The following is an 18,741-nucleotide window of genomic DNA, read 5'->3' as shown; positions in this document are numbered from 1 at the left end:
GTTTTATAAATATAATATAATTATAATAAATTAATTATATTATATTAATTTTTATCTATATTGAAATTATATTATAAACAAAAAAAGTTCATAACTGGTTATGAACTAGTTATATTGATATTTATTCTACTATATCAATTATAGATTCTATGTTATTATTTCTATTTTAGGAGTTGATGTGAAAGATGCAATGCGAAAAATATTACTTTTAAATTGGTTTACTAATTTATATAGTAATTGTGAAAATAAAGAAGTTGTATTACTGTTTTGTGAATCGTCAAAGAACGAGACAATTCATTATAATTTAAATTGTTTTCACAGAAGCTTCAATTGTCATATATCAGATATAAACAAACGATCATATCTTAAAGAGTATATTCAAAATGTTGATAATGTTATATTTAAAAGATCAATGCAAGAAAGTATAAAAAATTTTATTTTTTTAGTAGATGCCAACTCTGTTTCCGAAATAACGCAATTAATGAATTTTTTTAGTGATAAAGGTCAAAAGATACTTTTTGCACTAGAAGAAGACGCGGTTGATACATTTAATAAAATTTCGACCAGTAAAATTCAAGATATAGAGCCTATAGGCTTTCCTGATTGTTTAAATTACTACCTTAATGGCTTTGATACTACGAAGCAAGGGCTTATAGCGTTGCTTAAAAATGATGAGTTGAAACCGTATCTGAGTGATTTTATAAAGTATAGAAACGATTTTATTAAAAGATTTTTTAGATACGATAGTTATCTAGATAAAGATCTAAATGGTAAAATCAATGAAGATCTTGAACTTTTAAAGCATAAAAATCTTTTAACGTCTAATCTTGCCATGCATCTTTATCGATTATATTTCTTTAAGCCTGAAGCTAATCCTACTGAAACTGGACGGTATTTTCGAGAGAGTTTTGGGGATAAAAGTATAACTTGTACTCCAAAGAGTAAGAAACTTAAAAGTTTTGTATACAGACCAAATAAAAATTTTAAAGCTTATGATTTATCGACCAATATGGAAAAGCGAATTAGGAATGATATTGCTTCAAAATTAATACAATTTATTAAATTAAATCCCAACAAAGTGTTAGATACGTATTCCATTGCAGATATTGCACATATTACATATTTATCGGTTGAAGATGTGGAAGAGATATTCGAATCATAACAACGATCTAAAAAATCATCCCTAAACTAGCCACGACTTTTGCTCTTCCCATATCAACATAAGCTCTAAATACCATTTACTATTTGGCGAGCTTCACACAGTATACTGCTGAATAGCTAGAGATTCCCCGCTGATGAGCCACAATTACCCCTAAGCAACCCTACTAAACTTGATTTCCACCTCATTACAAACCCATATTATCACACTGTAATCAACCAACGAATCCCCACCAAGGAGCCTCATGCTATCCATCACGAAGTGTTTAACCGTCGCAATCGCTGTCGCTACCATCGTAGTCAACAATCTATCCAAGAAAAATCCTTTGGATCTTAATTCTTGAATTACTAAATAACCATACAAAGGAAAACCCCATGTCAGCTATCCCATTATCCAACGAGAAACTCAAAGAGCAAGCGCCAACACTCTTCACGCAAGAACCTCACCGCGAAGTAAGTGAAAAATATTGCTTCATCCCGACCATCGAGGTTATCGATGAAATCCGCCGCAACAACTGGTACCCAATGTCAGTTTCGGAAGCTTCCGTTCGTGATGCCGATAAAGAAGGATATCAACAACACCTTGTACGATTCCGTCACTTCGACGATCTCTTAGTACCACAAGACAATGCCGTTGAATTAATACTCTTCAACTCGCACGACCGTAGTAAAAGCTTTACGATCTCAGCGGGAATATTCCGCTTTGTATGTAGTAACGGTCTTGTAGTCGCTGAGAGCGTCTTTGAAAGCTATAAAATCAAACATCTAGGTGATCGCGATAACGATGTCGCCGCAGCCGTTGCAAGCATCACCGCTATCAAGCCTAAACTGATGGAGAAGATCAGCAAACTCGAATCAATTGAATTAAGCTCCTTTGAAAAAGAGTCTTTCGCCCTTAGTGCGATTCCCCTACGGTTTGAAAACCATTTACAAATCGATCATCGGGATTTATTAGTCCCGCACAGAGAGCAAGATTCCAAAAATGATCTTTATACCGTATTCAATGTTATCCAAGAAAATCTACTTCGAGGAAACGTCTCAGGTATTAACAAAGAGAGCGGTAGACGCTTTACTAGCCGTGAGATTACCTCTATCTCTAAAGATGTAGATGTCAATCAAGGTCTCTGGGATATCGCTGAGCGTATAGCATCGATCAAAGAACCCAATCTACTATTAGCCGCATAAAAGGAAACCACCCATGAAAACAACCGATTACCGCTTAGTTATCGAAATGCAAAACGTCAAATCAGATAAACAAGAATGGTTTAAAAATCAATTACGTATAGTATTGGAGTCCGATAAACCTTATTATACTAAAGCCGATTATATCGGTCTCAGCATCCAAGAAATCCAGAATAAAATCGATTATCTCTCCGAAGATATTAAAGAGATGAGTGCATTAAAAAAGTCTCTCTCCGATGCTAAAACCGTTGCACTGGAAGCAATCGCCACCGTATTATCAGAATACGGGATTGATAGACTTGATGGCACGGTGATCTCTAGTATCACCATTACCCCCTCAAAAACTAAACTCGCAGAAACATTCAAGATCATCGATGAGCAAGCTCTTATCCAATTAGGATATTGCAGTGTCGTAGTCGATGAGCAAGCGGTTCGTGAAGCGATGTCCACCTTAGAGAGTATGAACGAAGTAGATCAATATGTAGAGGTCGGGGTAATCACCGAACAAATACCCGCTCGCATTAAAGTTAATGCCAGACATTCACACGCTAATAATCAAGCCACCGAACTGCTTACATTGGTTGAAAACCAAGAAGCGGCATAGGAGGCTCTCATGCTTAATGAAAAAATAATTCAAGTCCTCTCATATGATCTCGATCCAAGCCGTATTAAAACCCGTGAAAAAGGAAGCGTCAGTCTCTCCTATCTGGAGGGGTTTGACATTATCGATACCGCGAATAAGATATTCGGATATGGTCACTGGAGTTATAGCGTATCAACACTCGAACACGTTTCCCAAGAAACCAACGAAAAACAAAACCTCGTAGTGGGCTATAAAGCTATTGTATCTCTTACTGTCTACGATCATCTCCATACCAAACACGTCAGTCGTGAAGATGTCGGTTTCGGAACGGGAATTGCCAAATCGTTAGCCGATGCACACGAAGGTGGAGCAAAGGAAGCAGTGACCGATGCACTCAAACGGTGTTTCCGTAGCTTCGGAAATCAGTTTGGCAATAGTCTTTACGGCGGTAAAAGCCGATCTTATGGTAATCAACCACCTGCACAATTAGAACCCCCAAAACAGCATTCATCCCAACCGCCGAAACAGCTTCAAAACGCTACACCGCAAGATTACGCATCACTCTATAATATTGGATTGTCCGTCGTGACGCAAGGAGAGTATCTTATCGTTACGGGCGATGATCTCTTTTCGAAAAAGGACAGTATCAAATCATTTGGCTTCCGATGGGACGGGAAATCTAAACAGTGGTACAAGCCAATCGAACAACAAGCGGCATAAGATGAAAAAGTTTTTATTCTTTACCTTAGAGGGATTCACGTTTGATCCCAATCACAAAGAGCTGCACAACATGCAAATCCTCGGTGACGGGGAAGGTGATAATATTTTTGAAGCATTTGTGAGCTTTAAACACAATCAAGACTATCTTTTAGAGCATGGGTTCAAAGAAGTTATAGCCGTACAGTATGTGGGCGACATGATACGCCACTTAGAGCTATAGGAGCAATTAATGACATTAATACCGCAAGAATTGCTTAACACTATCCCCGATCTGTATGAAACCGAGGAAACACCCGATCCGATATGCCATATCAAGCTTTTTCTTCCAAGCACAAAATGGACGTGGTACGTCACTGAGATTTCAAAAGAAGATCACAACTTATGCTTCGGCTATGTCATTGGATTGGAATCTGAGTTTGGCTACATCTCGCTTGAAGAGTTGGAATCACTTCAAGGCTCTTTGGGTATTTCGGTGGAGCGGGATGAATCGTTTATGCCCACACCGTTTTCTAAGATCAAGTGTTAAAAGAAAGGGATATCCCTTTCTTTTAGCCTATATAGCCCTACAAATAAATATATGTGTGATTATTTTTTTTAACGTTGCCTATGTAGTGAAAAGGGATAAAAACGGACATATAAATTAGCGAATCAATCCAGCAGATTTTCGCATAATTTTTCGTCTCTATAATATAGACCTATATGTCATACCAAATATGACATTAGAGTACATAAAAAGAGTCGTAGATAGTCAGTTCAATTTATTCCTTTATCCATCACTTAGGATAAAACAATGGACTACGAAACTTACATAGACACCGTAACCGTACAGATAGACTGCAATGACTCAGTAATACAAAAGATGATACTGAATGATTTGTTGAATTACATTAGTACATTTGGATTCTATGCGGATTCAAAAGATGTTTATCAAAACAAACCCACTGATATTGTTAAGATTGAATATTCGCTATATGCGAATAAAACAACTTTGCTTACTATTAACACAGGTAGCTCTAGGACTATAGTAAACGGTTACGCCGTGATCAGATACTACATCTCTGTAAAGTTCGCAGGATTGAAAAGCTACAACGATGATGCTGATCAGCAATCAAATAATATTTTGGCATTTATATGCGCTTACCTTAATAGCAATCAAATAGTTTTCAAATTTACAGAACTTGATGTTGCTATAGATACTAATGTCTCCTTTGAGCATATGTTGGCTATCTGTACGAAAAAATCTCCTAAAACGAACTATTGGAGGGTTGGTGAACCGCAAACTTATGAGAACCAAACGACCTATATTGAGAATATTGAAGAAAGTAAGCGGAACAAAGCGATATTGAGGTCATATCTTTACGATAAAAGGCTCAAAGAGGGACTTTCATACAATATTACGAGATTCGAGATAAAGTTACAATCGGCTTTTTTTAATAAATATGGCTTTGATATAACCCCTATTCAGAATGCTTTGCATCGATATCATGTGATGTACTTTGAGGATATTGAAATAAAGAGTTCAAAAATAGACGCTTATAACAACTACAAAAACCCTCAAAGACGTGAGATTAAAAGATTAGGGTTTGAAGAATACAGGTTGTATCCGAATATGGCATATATTGCTAGTTTTATAGATTATCTACTGCATATTTATTATGACCGTGATTTTGGCGTAATCTATCATTCACCAATACGAAGCTACTAAGCTTCTGTATAAAAATTTTAACACTTCCACTCTATTGAGAAATTACTCATACCCAAAATCCAAATGATAGGAGAACCACCCATGAAAACGAACTTTGACGAACTGATCCCAAATGCTATATTATTTAATCTTAGACAAATCGAAGAACTGGGATTGATTAAAGTAGATATGGCTAAAAAACTGATATCCAATCGAGAGTTGGAGATTGTAAAAATCGGGAATAAAATTCATGTCAGCAGAGCAGCATTACTCAAATTTATCGAATCTAATACCATTGAAGCCGCAAGTTAGGAGGTATACAAATCTAAAGTTCCCCCTACTTCGTAATATCTATTCTGTATTTTTTAGCCGCTTTTTTTCATACCCACTACCATTTTATAAACAAAATCTCTAATTAACCTAAGATAAATTATATTGAAACATTATCTAAATTTACTCTCACGATATCTATCGATAATCCACTCTGCAACCGCTTGTTTTTCAACCTCATTTAGCTTCCCTTTTAAAGATGGCATAATTCCAAATTTTTCGATTGCCATTGGATGGCACATACTGTATTGTACACTCGGATTTTCAATATAATCTTTGATAAAAGCGATCGTTACTCGGCGCTTTACATCTTGGTCGTCATCGGCTATGATGATGTTTTCACGAAGACGGTTAGACACTTCGATCATCGGAGGTGCTTTTAGCGTATGAATTACTTTTAGAACCTCCGATTTCTCCATGATTTCAACATGACATTTCATACATTTTTTTTGATAAACACTATACCCATCAACTGCAAAAAGTGATAACGATAGACTTAAAAATAACCCTATTTTAATCATATTATTTCTCCTCAAAAATATAAGTAACTAATGCAGGATGTTCAGCGTAATCAATAAGAATCGATTTAACACGCTCCTGCCATCCATTTTGGAATGATTTTTCAATCTCTAAATTTGCTTTGTCAGATAAAATCATACCTAACCACTCTTGCAGCATAGGATCCCCAACAACTATTTTTGGGTTGTAAGAGAGATAAATGCACGTACCGGTATCGATACGTTCTAACGCCATTTCCCCTCTTATATCTGCTCCATACGTTAATAACCCGCGTCGGTCATATTTTCCGCCCAACCCATGGAATCCGCTTATTTCAGTAGACCCTGTAATCAATGAGGCGACATTCGCCATCACTCCGACCACTCCATCCCCTGCGTGACCTTGCATAGAAACACGGATTCCACCTCGCAGAGGAAGAGTATCCGGATATAAAAGACTCAGCCCTTTTCGCATCATCAAATATACCCCCGCGATTGTTGGACAGGAGTGCCCTGCGAGTTTGACAGCATCTGCATAGGTATATACTAAAATTCCTTCACTTGCCGCACCCAGAACTTCTGCTAGGGGATCATACATAGTGATGACGGGAACACTATTAAAAAAAGATGTATTGCTCACGGATAGCTGCCTTTTATGTTTCTATATTTTTACTTATTTTACATTTTAAAAAAAGTATTGAGCTTGACCTAAATCAAGATAGATCCCCTCCCCTTTAGTTACTATGGTTTCAAATTTTATATAGGGAGTAACATGAAAAAAATCATTACGATCATTTTTCCATTGTTGTTAGCATCTGGAACCTTTTGGGCAAATGAACCGATATTGAGCGATGAGACAAAGGTGCTGCTCAAAGAAGCCAAAATGCAAGTGGAACCGGTTCAAGCAGAAAAGTTAAAAGAGTGGATGGTTGAGCAAAAAATTATTCTACTCGATGTAAGAGACCCGGATGAATGGGAAAAAAGCACCATTAATTATGACCGTCAAGTTAAAATTTCACGGGGATTTCTAGAAATCAAATATCCGAAACTGATACTTGATAAATACACTAAAGAGGATACCTTTGTCGTCTATTGTGCATTGGAGCCAAGATCGGTATTTGCAGCGCAGCGATTAAAACAATTAGGATTTAAACATGTGATCTATCTTGAAGGTGGATTAAAAAAATTTAATCCATAAACCTTCTTCTTTACAAAGCAGAGCGGATGTTGATCGCGACCCATAAAATAGCCAAATTTAAGAGAAAAATGGCGAGTGATCCTCCACGTGATAGGAACTTTTGAACCAAGGTACGGGTTGTCTTGTGAGTGGCAAAAGCAATGTAAAGATGCACCATCGTTGCTATGCTGAGGAGTGAAACCAGCACTAATTTCCATACGACATAATGTCCGAGTTCCGTATCGCTGTTCATTAAACTAAAAAGTTGAAAATGCTCCCCTAATGCCAATCCAGTAGAGATTAAAATAAGTAGCCATACTGTTTCAAAATAGCCGTAAAACGGCCCAATAGTACCGTACACTACCTCTTGGGTCGCCTTATCCCGAATAAATACCCCAAGTCCGAACAATACGATACTTCCACCGATCCATGCACAAGCTGAGAGGATATGAATATACAAAATCCATGTCACAGGATCTCCTTTAAATTTTCGTGAGTATAAAGGTAGTTTGGATAATGGATATTGATTCAAATCAATATTTTAACCTCCGGTACGGTAAAAGGCACGAGAAGAGATCTCGATGTTTTCAATTCCCCAAAGGTTTTTTTCGGGTTTGTTAAACACAACATCCTCTAAAATTTGGGTTGCTTTAGCAATATTGCCCTCACGTATCGCCTCTTTAATACTTTTTGCCCCCTCGAAGTATAAACACCCAATCAAATCTCCCTCCGCCGTGAGTCGCAAACGATCACACGTCGCGCAAAAATCGTGGCGATGGGGTTCGATGGTTCCGAACCGATACCCATCCGGTGTTTCATACAGATTTGCCGGTCCACTCTCGTCTCTATCAATCGGAATGAACGGATAAGATTTACCCAATACCTCGATAATCTCATCACTTCGAAGACCTTGCAGTGTTTCATGAGCATGGGAATTTTCCATGTATTCAATATAGCGGATTTGTGCACCTATCTCTTTTGCATATTCAAACAGGGGGACTATTTCATGATCATTAATACCTCGTAAAATAACGCTATTGAGTTTAATAGATAACCCGGCGTCTGATGCAGCATCTATTCCAGTTAGTATTTGTTCTAACACATCTTTTTGTGTGATATAATCAAGTGTCTCACGATTTAGCGAATCAAGTGAAATATTAACACGTCGCAACCCTGCACATTTGAGTTTCTCTGCCTGTGCTGGAAGTAAAAAGCCATTGGTCGTTAATCCGATATCAACATTCGGCGCATAGGTATGGATCATACCGATCAGCTCATCAAGATTCTCACGGGTCGTCGGTTCCCCACCGGTAAGACGAATTTTTTGGATACCGTTATCAATACCGATTTTAATAAATGAAAATAGTTCTTCATAACTTAATAAGTTCTCTTTAGGGACCCAACTAAAGGGTTTTTCAGCCATACAGTAGCGACATCGAAAATTACAACGCTCTGTAACCGATACACGCAAATAGGTGACTTTACGGTCATAACGATCTCGCAACATAGATGATCCTCAATTTATCGATTTCTAAATAGTAGCCGAATCAGGTAGGCGACTTCTTGATTTAGATCAATAATCAAATTGAGGATTTGAGTTATCATTTGCGTTTAATGTACAAAGGTTAGGTTATGATATTCCAACTCGAGAATCTTGATTTTTTTAAAGATTGCGATCCTCTAAAATTATCCCTCCTCTCTTCGACCGCCAAATTTAAAAGTTATAATACATCTGATATTTTGGTCTATGAAGAAGATGATATTAATCGCGTCTATTTCCTCGTTGAGGGGGAAGTTAAACTCTATAAAGTTGACCGTTTTGATAATGAAATCTTTTTATATACCCTCTCAAACCAAACTCTTCTAACGGATATCGGTTCTCTCGAATGTCATAGTATCAGCTGTTTTAGTAATATAGAATTTTTGGTTCCGAGTCGTGTGGTATCATTCGATCTTAAAACTTTTAAAGAAGTAGTCAAAACCGATGTATCGCTCTTGATTAATTTAGTCAATATCCTCGCCGATCAAAAACAACGTGTGGATTGTATGGTGAGTATGGGGATGGTCTATGATGTCACTGCAAAAGTGGCAAAGATGCTTTATGATCATTTGGATTTATACAATCGACTAAAGAAACAAGAGATATCCTATCGGCTCAATATTCAACCTGCGACTCTTTCACGTGTATTGGCTAAATTTATCCGTAAAGGGCTGATTATGGAAGAAGATCATAAAACAATCGTTTTACAACGTGAAGAATTAACGCGATATTTCAACGAGGGACTATAAATGCAATCAATATCAACTAAAGTACGCTGGATCGTTGCGATTCTTTCTCTCAATCTTATTACTATTATATTGGTCGATATATGGCTTAATTCGGATCAAAAGTTTGATGCTAAAGTGATTAATACCGCCGGAAAACAGCGTATGCTTTCTCAACGGACGGTGCTAGAACTTCATAGGTTGCTTCTGGATGAAGAGGGAGCGTATGAGAGACTCCAATCTGCGCGAGAAGAGTTTGACCATAATTTCAAGCAACTCAGTACAGCAACGGCTGAATATCAGGGATTTTCGAACGAAAAAATCGAGAAAACAATGCTGGATGTCTATGCTCACTGGAATCGGATGGGTGGGTTAATTGATCGTTATTTGCAGGGGGATCACAATCTTTTTGATCTCAAAACAATCTATGATGACGGAGACCGCACCTTAGTACTGATGGATCAAGCGGTTACCCAATACGAAGAGTATATGATGGAGAAACGGATTGTTGCCCATCGAATCCAAATTATGTTAGCCTTGATCTCGTTTGGAGTTATCCTCTACATGGCACGGACAACATTACTGATACAACAAAATTTTGATAAATTTCTAGAACACTCAAAATCGATCAGCGGTAATGAAAACATCGGTGAACAACGCGGCAATGAACTCGATATCGCATGTGCCCATATCGAATATTTTCTTCACAATGTCGAAGAAGCGATTCAAAATGCAACCGAAGCCGTCGAGAAAAGCGAAGCCGCCACAGCGATACTCATCCGATCTGCACCTGAAACCGAAGAACTGCTAGAACAAAGCGAAGATATGATGATACAGGTGAGTGAAGAGCTACATCATACTGCCCAACGCCTCAAAAAACTCAAAAGTAACCTCGAAGCTGCCAACGCCATCCGAAACGCTTAAAAGCGTTTCAAAATCCATTCCTCTTTTCTCTTCCCTTTTGACTTAGGTCAAATACTTTTTTTTTGAATTACTTTACAATGTTTGAAGTGCATGAGTTATTTCATAGCATAAGGAAATCTTAAGGGGTCTACCCGTTTTACGGTATGGATTGAACGTGATTTCATTAAGGAGTTTTCAATGTCATTGGATAGAAGAGAGTTTTTAAAAAGTGCCGCTGCAGCAGCAGCGGCATCCGCAGTTGGTATAGCAGTTCCTGCAAGCGTAGAAGCCGCATCAAATCAAGCACAAGCAGGATGGCGCTGGGATAAAGCGGCATGCCGCTTTTGCGGAACCGGTTGCGGAATCATGATGGCAACTAAAGATGACCGTATCGTTGCGGTCAAAGGTGACCCGCTTGCTCCCGTCAATCGTGGTCTTAACTGTATTAAAGGGTACTTTAATGCCAAAATCATGTACGGAGCAGACCGTCTGACCCAACCCCTTTTACGGATGAACGATAAAGGGCAATTTGACAAGCATGGTAAATTTAAACCTATTAGCTGGAAACGTGCGTTTGATGAAATGGAAGTACAGATTAAATCTGCCCTCAAAGAAAAAGGGCCGACCGGTATCGCCATGTTCAGTTCAGGTCAACAAACTATTTTGGAAGGAAACGCTGCTCTTAAACTGATGAAGGCAGGTTTCCGTACCAACAATATCGATCCGAATGCCCGTTTGTGTATGGCATCTGCCGTTACCGGATTTATGAACGTTTTCGGAGCAGATGAACCCTCAGGATGTTATGATGATATCGAACTCGCTGAAACGATTGTAGCGTTCGGTTCGAATATGGCGGAGATGCACCCTATTCTCTGGTCTCGTGTCTCTGATCGTAAACTCAGCAATCCAGATAAAGTACAAGTAGTCGTTCTCTCAACGTACAAACACCGTACGATGGACCTTGCAGACGTCGAAATCATCTTTAAGCCTAATACCGATTTAGCGATTTTCAACTATATCGCCCGCGAGATTGTTTACAACCACCCCGAAGCGATTGATTGGGATTTTGTCAACAAATACATTATATTTGCTACTGGTCCCGTCGATATCGGCTACGGATTGCGCGAAGATATTCATCATCCAAAATACAAAAAAAGTGAACTTGATACCGCCGCCAAGCAAAAATCGAAAGTTCTCACCGCCGATGAGGGTGTCAGCTTAGGCTATTTGGGCTACAAAGCGGGTGATACGCTCGAGATGAAAAATACCAATGATGCCAATAAACACTGGAAAATCACTTTTGAAGAGTTTAAAAAGGGTCTTGCACCTTATACTCTTGATTATACGGCGCATGTTGCCAAAGGTGACCCTGATGAGAGCATTGAAGATTTCAAAGTAAAACTTCAAAAAATGGCCGATCTCTACATCGAGAAAAAACGTAAATGTCTCACCTTCTGGACGATGGGGTTCAATCAACACACCCGTGGTACATGGGTCAACGAACAAGCATATATGATCCATTTCCTTCTCGGAAAACAAGCTAAACCGGGAAGTGGAGCGTTCTCTCTTACCGGTCAACCATCCGCCTGCGGAACCGCACGTGAAGTGGGGACATTTAGTCATCGTCTTCCAGCAGATATGGTCGTTATGAACCCTGCCCATCGTAAAAGAGCCGAAGAAATTTGGCATGTTCCAGCCGGCACAATCAATCCAAAAGCGGGATCCCATTTCACTCAGATCCATCGTGATCTTGAAGACGGTAAAGTGAAATTTGCCTGGGTGAGCGTTTGTAACCCGTATCAAGATACGGGCAATGCAGAGCACTGGATCAAAGCCGCTCGTGAAATGGATAACTTTATTGTTACCTCTGACGGATATCCGGGGATTTCGGCGAAAGTATCGGATTTGATCCTTCCGAGTGCCATGATGTATGAAAAATGGGGGGCATACGGTAATGCGGAACGTCGTACTCAACACTGGCGTCAGCAGGTCACTCCAATCGGAGACGCGATGTCCGATACATGGCAGTTTGTTGAGCTTTCTAAACGATTTACCATCAAAGAAGTATGGGGAGCACAAAGAATTCCAGGACTTGATAATGGATTGCCGGATGTCATGGGTGCAGCAAAAGCGATGGGGTACAAGGAGACCGATACCCTTTATGATGTTTTATTTGCCAATCCAACTGCAAAAAGCTATAAATGGCCTGATCCGGTCGGTAAAGGATACCAAAACTCTGAAGTCGAAGGGGACAAACGTAACGTCATCGGAAGTGATGGCAAACCATTTAAAGGGTATGGCTTCTTCCTCCAAAAATACCTATGGGAAGAGTACCGCAAATTCGGTGACGGACATGGACATGACTATGCCGACTTTGACACCTATCACAGAGTACGCGGTTTGAAATGGCCGGTTGTGGATGGAAAAGAGACCGCATGGCGCTACAACGCCAAATACGATCCGTATGCGAAAAAAGCGAACAGCGGTCCGTTCTCATTTTACGGGCATGCCTTTAAAGAGATCCCATCGGGTAATCTCCAAGGGGTTACCGATCAAACAAAAGTTCATTTGGACGGTAAAGCCAAAATCTTTTTCCGACCATACATGGAACCGACCGAAGTACCCGATAGCAACTACGATATCTGGCTTTGTACCGGTCGGGTGTTAGAACATTGGCACAGCGGAACAATGACGATGAGGGTTCCTGAACTCTATCGTGCCGTCCCTGAAGCACTCTGTTATATACATCCGAAAGATGCTGAAAAACGGGGAGTCAAACAAGGGGATATGGTGTGGGTCGAATCTCGTCGCGGCAAAGTAAAAGCGCACGTCGAAACACGGGGTCGTAACCGTCCTCCGCGCGGACTCGTATTTGTTCCATGGTTTGATGAAAAAGTCTTCATCAATAAAGTTTGTTTGGATCATACCTGCCCGATTTCCAAACAAATCGACCATAAAAAATGCGCTGTCAAAATCTATAAAGCATAACGGACAAAGTGATGAAATCTTCTCCGTCAAACGATCGTCGCTACTTTCTCCTCTCCATCGCGAGAGGTATTGGGCTAAGTGCGATGGGTGCGTTGGTATGGAGTGCCTATGTGGGAGAGGTAAAAGCTGCTCCATTAGTTTTACGCCCTCCGGGTGCATTGAGTGAAAATGAGTTCATTAAAAACTGCATTAAATGCGGATTGTGTGTGGAAGCGTGTCCTTACGATACGCTCAAGTTGGCGAAACCAGGAGATAATCTTCCTCTGGGAACGCCCTACTTTACTCCACGCACAATTCCCTGTTATATGTGCAGTGACATACCCTGTGTTCCGGTATGCCCAAGCGGTGCATTGAATGAATCATCGGTTAGCAGCTATATCCAAGCGCAGGCCAAGCTAAACATCAACAGAGCCCGTATGGGATTGGCGGTTATCGATGAGGAATCGTGTATTGCGACATGGGGGATTCAGTGCGATGCGTGTTATCGCGCCTGCCCTTTGATGGGTCAAGCTATTACGATTGAATTTTCTAAAAATGAGCGAACCGGAAAACATGCGTTTCTCAAACCCGTCGTTCATGCGGATGTTTGTACGGGATGCGGTATGTGCGAGCATGCCTGTGTCACACAAAAAGCGGCGATTTACGTCTTGCCTAGAGCCTTGGCGATGGGGGAAGCGGGAAATCATTACATCAAAGGATGGGATCCTAAAGATGAACAACGTCTTGATAGTATCAAGAAAGAAGTTCCGCATGAGCTCACCAAAACCAAATTGAGCGAAAAAAGTGCCATTGATTCACTCAATGACGAAAGTGGGCTGTAATGAAACATTATCGCTACCTTTTTATGCGACGGTTTACCCAAGTTGCGGTATTGCTCCTCTATATCGGAGCCAACGCCTGGGGATGGAAAATACTCAGAGGTGATCTCAGCGCCTCATCACTGTTAGGCGTCGTTCCACTGGCTGATCCGTATGCGGTGGTTCAAATCGCTGTTACCGGTGCAACACTGGGGATGGATATCATCCTCGGAGCACTTATAGTCACCTTCTTTTACGGGGTGATCGGTGGCCGTGCATTTTGCAGTTGGGTGTGTCCGATTAACATGATCACCGATACTGCCGCATGGCTGCGTCGTAAATTACGATTGTCAGAAATCCAAAAGCGGTTTTACATTAGCCGTTCGCTTCGATATTGGATTTTAGGTTTGAGTTTAGTTTTGTCAGCGGTGATGGGGGTGGCGGCATTTGAGCTGATCAGCCCTGTTTCCATGGCGCATCGCGGTGCCGTTTTCGGTATGGGTATGGGAGGCGGTGCGTTAGCGGTTATATTTTTGTTTGATCTGTTGGTTCATGAAAATGGATGGTGCGGTTACATTTGTCCGCTAGGTGCATCGTATGCGCTTATCGGTAAATTTTCCCTTATCCGTGTTCACCATGATGCCAATAAATGTACCGATTGCAGAGATTGTATCACGGTGTGTCCTGAAAAAGAGGTGCTCCATATGATCAATCGCAGCAGTGAGAGTGTCTTGATGGGTGAATGCACCAATTGCGGCAGATGTGTTGATGTTTGTAAAGAAGACGCGCTCGGATTTTCAATTCGAAGTCAGTTAAAACAATCAAAGGATGAAGAATGAAAGCAAATCGAATCATCGGTAGCCTAGTAGCTGCTTGTATTTTAATCAGCGGTGTCTATGCCGCAAGCAATGTCAATGCCGGTATAGACGAAAAAGATTTGGGAATGCGTAAAACAGAAGTTTATACTGAAGAGACTGCTGCCCCAGATGGTACAAACTACCACAAAGAAGCACCCGGAACCTCTAAAAAAATTCAGCGTGCCTATGTAAATGCACCGCCGATGATCCCCCATGACATCAGTGATTTGGGTGAAATCGACAAAAATAATAATGCATGTCTGGGATGTCATATGCCAGATGTTGCAATCACTATGGGGGCAACACCTATCCCGAAAACCCATTTTACTAATTTCCGTCCTGCGGTAGAATCGGATGCTGATGATAATTTCAAATCCGAAAGCAACGATCAAATGATTAAAAAAGATCTTCATGGACAACTATGGCAAGGGCGCTACAACTGCACTCAATGTCATGCTCCGCAAACGCAAGGAAAACTACGGGTTGAGAGTAGTTTTAAAGCAGATTACACCGATAAAAAAGGTCAAAAACATAAAAATAAATCGTATTTGATGGATGAGATTGAAGCCGGTGTACAAGTCGGAAACGGATTATAAGATGACCACACCAACACGCCGCAATTTTTTTGGTGCTTTGGGTTCCCTTTTTAAAGAGAACCGAGGTCCCATTCGTCCTCCCTATGCATCTATAGCGGCAACGTTTAATGAATGCCGCAGTTGTGAGGGGATGTGTGTAAGCGCGTGTGAAGAGAACATTATCCATCGTGATGAAAAAGGGATCCCCTTTCTGGATTTCAAAACCAATGGGTGCAGTGATTGTCATAAATGTATGGAAATATGTACGCCCAATGTTTTAAATGAGCCGGATCGTTTTATCCAAGGACGGGCTCGTATCACCTCTATGATATGTATGTCCCACCACGATACGATCTGTTTCGCTTGTAAAGATCCGTGTTTGGAAGATGCTATTGTTTTCCAGGGGATGTTTCGTCCTGTGATTATCCCGGAAAAATGTACCGCATGCGGTTATTGTATTGCAGTGTGCCCTAATGGAGCCATTGAGGTTGTAGGATGAATTTTTTAGCTTTATTAGTAGCAATGACATTATCCCTTAATGCCGCGATTCTTCCTTCCAGTGTCATCAAAACAGATGCATCTATTTCTGATATGGTGATGAGTGATGGAAAAATCTATGCGGCTACCGATGGCGGAGTGGTCAATGTATTTGATTCAAAAACCTTTAAAAAGTTGACTCTCCTTCGTGTTCCTGAGATAAAAGGCCGTGATGGGAAGTTATTTTCACCGAAAATTTATTCGGTTGATCACTATAAAGGATCAACCGTAATGGTCACTGAAAGCGGCGGAGATTTTCGAAATGTTTATTTGATCCGTGATGGAAAGAGCATTAAAATTATTGATAACGGGCGCGGATTATTGATCAAAAAAGCCCGTTTCCTTGACTTAGATCATTTACTCTTCGGTCTCTCAGGTGATACCATTGTTTTAATGGATATCTCAAAAAACACCCTTGTATATCAAGTTCAAGCAGGTGGAGGAGTGTTTAGAGATATGGCATTAAGTCCTTTAAAATCGCTTGTTGCTGTTGCCGATGAGAGTGGTGAAATTACGATGATTGAAGCTAAAAGTGGACGCCATATTAAAACACTGCATGCTATCAACGTTGATAATATCAATCGGATCGATTATAAACAAAATACGATTCTCAGCGCCGGACAAGATCGACGTGTCGGTATTTATCGCCCAACTGATAGTTATTTTATCGAAACGGACTTTTTTGTTTATGCAGTAGGACTCAGCCCATCCGGTGTAAAAGGGGTTTATACCGATGGAATGGATAATGAGTTACAGGTATTTAATACGGGAACCAAAGCCAAAATCGTCCGTCTCCAAAGTGGAGATGTAATTTTGGACACCCTCATTTTTCTCGATGAGCACCGACTGATCGGTGCCGGCGAAGAAAACAAAATTTATTATTGGAGACTACCGTGAATATTTCAAGTATTGTGGTGCAAACCAACCCGACCTACACCGATGAAGTTGTCGAAATTCTCAAAGCAGCTGATTTTTGTGATTACCATTTTCATGATGAAAAAGGGAGAATCATTGTAACCATAGAGGGTGAGGGTGTCGAAGAAGAGATCCCGAAACTCGTCAAGATTCAAGAAATGGATCATGTCATCTCAGCGGATATGTCGTTTGCTTTTAGCGAAGACGAGCTCAATGCTGAGCGTGATAAATTGGAGTTAGTAGGCAATGATATCCCTCAGTGGCTAAATGATGAAAACGCTACTAAAAGAGATATTAAATACAACGGCGATCTGAAAGATCGATTTTAACTTTAGGAGAAGAAGATGAAAAGAATCACCTTATCAGCTATAGCTGTTTTAACCTTGTTGCCAAACCTACTCAGTGCAGAGGGATTTACCCTTTTCAGTAACGCAAAGTTTAACGGAGAAATACGTCCGCGTTATGAGAGTGTGGATGATGAGAGCAATACAAAAGACAACGCTAATGCGTTTACCGTACGTGCAACACTTGGGGTAGAAGCAAACCTGCTCGGAGTTGACGGATTGAGCATGAAAGTGGACGGAACAACCGTTCAAGCAATCGGCGGTGAACATTATGACAGCGGATCAAACGGATTGATGTACGATAAAGTCGTAGATCCTGAACAAACCCGTTTTTCACAAGCCTATCTTCAATACAAACTCGGAAAAACAGTCGCTAAAGTAGGACGACAGGTTATTAATCTTGATAATCAACGTTTTATCGGTTCAGTCGATTGGCGCCAAATGATGCAAAGCTTTGATGCGGCAGTGATCAGCGACAGCACCATTGATAACCTAACCCTCATTGGTGCCTATGTATGGGGTCGTGCTCCAGTTAGTGATTTAGGGACGAGCGATACCAACTCCATCATCTTAAACGGAGCGTATAAAGTGAGCGATATGCTCAAAGTTACAGCATACGATTACATGATCTCCTCCGCCAGTGACACAATCGGAATGGCTTTGACCGGAGATATACCTCTTGCTTCGGCAAAAATCGCTTACCGCGCAGAGTATGCTACCCAAGGTGATGCATCACGGGACACGAACAATCTTCCTGCGAATCAAGATGTAAAAGCCGATGCTTCGTATTACAATCTCGATGCTCTCGCTAATATCAACGGTATTCTTGCCGGTGCGGGATATGAGTTCTTGAGCGGACACACTGCAGGTGATGACAAAACAGCTTTTTTTGCTCCATTAGGGACACTTCATGCGTTCAACGGATGGGCAGATAAGTTTTTAGCATCAACGCCAGCGGGCGGATTATGCGATGCGAGTGCAACACTCGGGTACACAACACCTGCTTTTGGAAAAGCGATGCTTGTTTATCATGATTTTGAAACCGATGTAGCGATGAACGGGAAAAGTGATCTCGGTAGTGAATGGGATATGCTCTATACCAATACTATCCCTGGAATTAAAGGTTTGAGCGGACTTGCGAAAGCAGCCTACTTTAAAGCCGGCGATGTAACCGGATATACGGCAGATGTGAGCAAAATCTGGCTCCAACTTAGCTATAAATTTTAAAA

At 40.6% G+C, this 18,741-nt stretch carries 23 protein-coding genes; 19 read left to right on the top strand and 4 right to left on the bottom strand.

The genetic code is table 11. The features are described 5' to 3' along the window. Positions 1-178 precede the first annotated feature (178 nt). From JZU62_RS10930 to JZU62_RS10895, 8 genes are all read left to right on the top strand, one after another. Entirely contained in the window at positions 179-1,162 is a 984-nt protein-coding gene (locus tag JZU62_RS10930) for a hypothetical protein (RefSeq protein WP_295014737.1), read from the top strand. Between the two features lie 371 nt (positions 1,163-1,533). Continuing rightward, positions 1,534-2,343 (top strand): DUF932 domain-containing protein, encoded by an 810-nt coding sequence (locus tag JZU62_RS10925; protein ID WP_295014735.1) that lies wholly within the window; start codon positions 1,534-1,536, stop codon positions 2,341-2,343. A gap of 13 nt (positions 2,344-2,356) precedes the next feature. After that, positions 2,357-2,944, top strand: a complete 588-nt coding sequence (locus JZU62_RS10920; protein ID WP_295014733.1) for a hypothetical protein — start codon at positions 2,357-2,359, stop codon at positions 2,942-2,944. A gap of 9 nt (positions 2,945-2,953) precedes the next feature. Continuing rightward, positions 2,954-3,643, top strand: coding sequence for a Rad52/Rad22 family DNA repair protein (locus JZU62_RS10915; RefSeq protein WP_295014731.1), 690 nt, complete (start codon positions 2,954-2,956; stop codon positions 3,641-3,643). A gap of 1 nt (position 3,644) precedes the next feature. After that, positions 3,645-3,863: a hypothetical protein gene (locus JZU62_RS10910; protein ID WP_295014729.1), complete on the top strand. Its 219-nt coding sequence runs from the start codon at positions 3,645-3,647 to the stop codon at positions 3,861-3,863. A 9-nt stretch (positions 3,864-3,872) separates the two neighbouring features. Continuing rightward, positions 3,873-4,169, top strand: a complete 297-nt coding sequence (locus JZU62_RS10905; protein ID WP_295014727.1) for a DUF2958 domain-containing protein — start codon at positions 3,873-3,875, stop codon at positions 4,167-4,169. A 264-nt stretch (positions 4,170-4,433) separates the two neighbouring features. Then, entirely contained in the window at positions 4,434-5,348 is a 915-nt protein-coding gene (locus tag JZU62_RS10900; RefSeq protein WP_295014725.1) for a hypothetical protein, read from the top strand. Positions 5,349-5,429: 81 nt separating this feature from the next. Continuing rightward, positions 5,430-5,639: a DNA-binding protein gene (locus JZU62_RS10895; RefSeq protein ID WP_295014723.1), complete on the top strand. Its 210-nt coding sequence runs from the start codon at positions 5,430-5,432 to the stop codon at positions 5,637-5,639. Positions 5,640-5,770: 131 nt separating this feature from the next. Here the strand turns inward: JZU62_RS10895 and JZU62_RS10890 are convergent, their stop codons facing one another. Next, complete coding sequence (locus tag JZU62_RS10890) at positions 5,771-6,178, bottom strand: hypothetical protein (RefSeq protein WP_295014721.1); 408 nt, start codon at positions 6,176-6,178, stop codon at positions 5,771-5,773. Between the two features lies 1 nt (position 6,179). Beyond that, positions 6,180-6,794: a hypothetical protein gene (locus JZU62_RS10885; protein ID WP_295014719.1), complete on the bottom strand. Its 615-nt coding sequence runs from the start codon at positions 6,792-6,794 to the stop codon at positions 6,180-6,182. 132 nt (positions 6,795-6,926) lie between these two features. Here JZU62_RS10885 and JZU62_RS10880 point away from each other — a divergent pair, with 132 nt between their 5' ends. After that, the gene (locus JZU62_RS10880; protein WP_295014717.1) at positions 6,927-7,352 is read left to right on the top strand and encodes a rhodanese-like domain-containing protein; all 426 of its coding nucleotides are present in this window, start codon (positions 6,927-6,929) and stop codon (positions 7,350-7,352) included. 10 nt (positions 7,353-7,362) lie between these two features. On the opposite strand, the gene JZU62_RS10875 is transcribed toward JZU62_RS10880, so the two are convergent. Together JZU62_RS10875 and moaA are read right to left on the bottom strand one after the other, a co-directional pair. Beyond that, positions 7,363-7,803 (bottom strand): hypothetical protein, encoded by a 441-nt coding sequence (locus JZU62_RS10875; RefSeq protein WP_295014715.1) that lies wholly within the window; start codon positions 7,801-7,803, stop codon positions 7,363-7,365. 69 nt (positions 7,804-7,872) lie between these two features. Then, positions 7,873-8,838, bottom strand: coding sequence for a GTP 3',8-cyclase MoaA (moaA, locus tag JZU62_RS10870; protein WP_295014713.1), 966 nt, complete (start codon positions 8,836-8,838; stop codon positions 7,873-7,875). 125 nt (positions 8,839-8,963) lie between these two features. Here moaA and JZU62_RS10865 point away from each other — a divergent pair, with 125 nt between their 5' ends. From JZU62_RS10865 to JZU62_RS10820, 10 genes are all read left to right on the top strand, one after another. After that, a complete protein-coding gene (locus JZU62_RS10865; RefSeq protein ID WP_295014711.1) occupies positions 8,964-9,620 on the top strand; it encodes a Crp/Fnr family transcriptional regulator in 657 nt (218 codons plus the stop codon). Continuing rightward, positions 9,621-10,520, top strand: coding sequence for a type IV pili methyl-accepting chemotaxis transducer N-terminal domain-containing protein (locus tag JZU62_RS10860; RefSeq protein ID WP_295014709.1), 900 nt, complete (start codon positions 9,621-9,623; stop codon positions 10,518-10,520). Positions 10,521-10,703: 183 nt separating this feature from the next. Continuing rightward, positions 10,704-13,487 (top strand): nitrate reductase catalytic subunit NapA, encoded by a 2,784-nt coding sequence (gene napA / locus JZU62_RS10855; RefSeq protein WP_295014739.1) that lies wholly within the window; start codon positions 10,704-10,706, stop codon positions 13,485-13,487. A gap of 11 nt (positions 13,488-13,498) precedes the next feature. After that, positions 13,499-14,308, top strand: a complete 810-nt coding sequence (gene napG / locus JZU62_RS10850; RefSeq protein WP_295014707.1) for a ferredoxin-type protein NapG — start codon at positions 13,499-13,501, stop codon at positions 14,306-14,308. Beyond that, positions 14,308-15,123, top strand: a complete 816-nt coding sequence (napH, locus tag JZU62_RS10845) for a quinol dehydrogenase ferredoxin subunit NapH (protein WP_295014705.1) — start codon at positions 14,308-14,310, stop codon at positions 15,121-15,123. Before napG ends, napH begins: the two co-directional genes overlap by 1 nt. Continuing rightward, positions 15,120-15,737 (top strand): nitrate reductase cytochrome c-type subunit, encoded by a 618-nt coding sequence (locus JZU62_RS10840; RefSeq protein WP_295014703.1) that lies wholly within the window; start codon positions 15,120-15,122, stop codon positions 15,735-15,737. Before napH ends, JZU62_RS10840 begins: the two co-directional genes overlap by 4 nt. A 1-nt stretch (position 15,738) precedes the next feature. Beyond that, a complete protein-coding gene (locus JZU62_RS10835) occupies positions 15,739-16,215 on the top strand; it encodes a 4Fe-4S binding protein (protein WP_295014701.1) in 477 nt (158 codons plus the stop codon). Beyond that, positions 16,212-17,150 (top strand): hypothetical protein, encoded by a 939-nt coding sequence (locus JZU62_RS10830; RefSeq protein WP_295014699.1) that lies wholly within the window; start codon positions 16,212-16,214, stop codon positions 17,148-17,150. The genes JZU62_RS10835 and JZU62_RS10830 overlap by 4 nt, the downstream gene beginning before the upstream one ends. Further along, positions 17,147-17,497, top strand: a complete 351-nt coding sequence (locus tag JZU62_RS10825) for a chaperone NapD (protein WP_295014697.1) — start codon at positions 17,147-17,149, stop codon at positions 17,495-17,497. Before JZU62_RS10830 ends, JZU62_RS10825 begins: the two co-directional genes overlap by 4 nt. A gap of 15 nt (positions 17,498-17,512) precedes the next feature. Then, positions 17,513-18,739 (top strand): alginate export family protein, encoded by a 1,227-nt coding sequence (locus tag JZU62_RS10820; protein ID WP_295014695.1) that lies wholly within the window; start codon positions 17,513-17,515, stop codon positions 18,737-18,739. Positions 18,740-18,741 lie beyond the last annotated feature (2 nt).

The sequence above is a fragment of the Sulfuricurvum sp. genome, assembly GCF_019163035.1.
Taxonomy (GTDB): Bacteria; Campylobacterota; Campylobacteria; order Campylobacterales; family Sulfurimonadaceae; genus Sulfuricurvum.
Note: the sequence above shows the minus strand (reverse complement) of the source record. Positions and strands in the feature narration are given on the sequence as shown.

Coding starts and splice junctions, on each gene's coding strand:
- JZU62_RS10910 (WP_295014729.1), top strand. CDS start 3,645: ATGAAAAAGTTTTTATTCTTTACCTTAGAGGGATTCACGTTTGATCCC.
- JZU62_RS10880 (WP_295014717.1), top strand. CDS start 6,927: ATGAAAAAAATCATTACGATCATTTTTCCATTGTTGTTAGCATCTGGA.
- JZU62_RS10865 (WP_295014711.1), top strand. CDS start 8,964: ATGATATTCCAACTCGAGAATCTTGATTTTTTTAAAGATTGCGATCCT.
- JZU62_RS10920 (WP_295014733.1), top strand. CDS start 2,357: ATGAAAACAACCGATTACCGCTTAGTTATCGAAATGCAAAACGTCAAA.
- JZU62_RS10835 (WP_295014701.1), top strand. CDS start 15,739: ATGACCACACCAACACGCCGCAATTTTTTTGGTGCTTTGGGTTCCCTT.
- JZU62_RS10925 (WP_295014735.1), top strand. CDS start 1,534: ATGTCAGCTATCCCATTATCCAACGAGAAACTCAAAGAGCAAGCGCCA.
- JZU62_RS10840 (WP_295014703.1), top strand. CDS start 15,120: ATGAAAGCAAATCGAATCATCGGTAGCCTAGTAGCTGCTTGTATTTTA.
- napH (WP_295014705.1), top strand. CDS start 14,308: ATGAAACATTATCGCTACCTTTTTATGCGACGGTTTACCCAAGTTGCG.
- moaA (WP_295014713.1), bottom strand. CDS start 8,838: ATGTTGCGAGATCGTTATGACCGTAAAGTCACCTATTTGCGTGTATCG.
- napG (WP_295014707.1), top strand. CDS start 13,499: ATGAAATCTTCTCCGTCAAACGATCGTCGCTACTTTCTCCTCTCCATC.
- JZU62_RS10860 (WP_295014709.1), top strand. CDS start 9,621: ATGCAATCAATATCAACTAAAGTACGCTGGATCGTTGCGATTCTTTCT.
- JZU62_RS10895 (WP_295014723.1), top strand. CDS start 5,430: ATGAAAACGAACTTTGACGAACTGATCCCAAATGCTATATTATTTAAT.
- JZU62_RS10830 (WP_295014699.1), top strand. CDS start 16,212: ATGAATTTTTTAGCTTTATTAGTAGCAATGACATTATCCCTTAATGCC.
- JZU62_RS10820 (WP_295014695.1), top strand. CDS start 17,513: ATGAAAAGAATCACCTTATCAGCTATAGCTGTTTTAACCTTGTTGCCA.
- JZU62_RS10900 (WP_295014725.1), top strand. CDS start 4,434: ATGGACTACGAAACTTACATAGACACCGTAACCGTACAGATAGACTGC.
- JZU62_RS10905 (WP_295014727.1), top strand. CDS start 3,873: ATGACATTAATACCGCAAGAATTGCTTAACACTATCCCCGATCTGTAT.
- JZU62_RS10915 (WP_295014731.1), top strand. CDS start 2,954: ATGCTTAATGAAAAAATAATTCAAGTCCTCTCATATGATCTCGATCCA.
- JZU62_RS10890 (WP_295014721.1), bottom strand. CDS start 6,178: ATGATTAAAATAGGGTTATTTTTAAGTCTATCGTTATCACTTTTTGCA.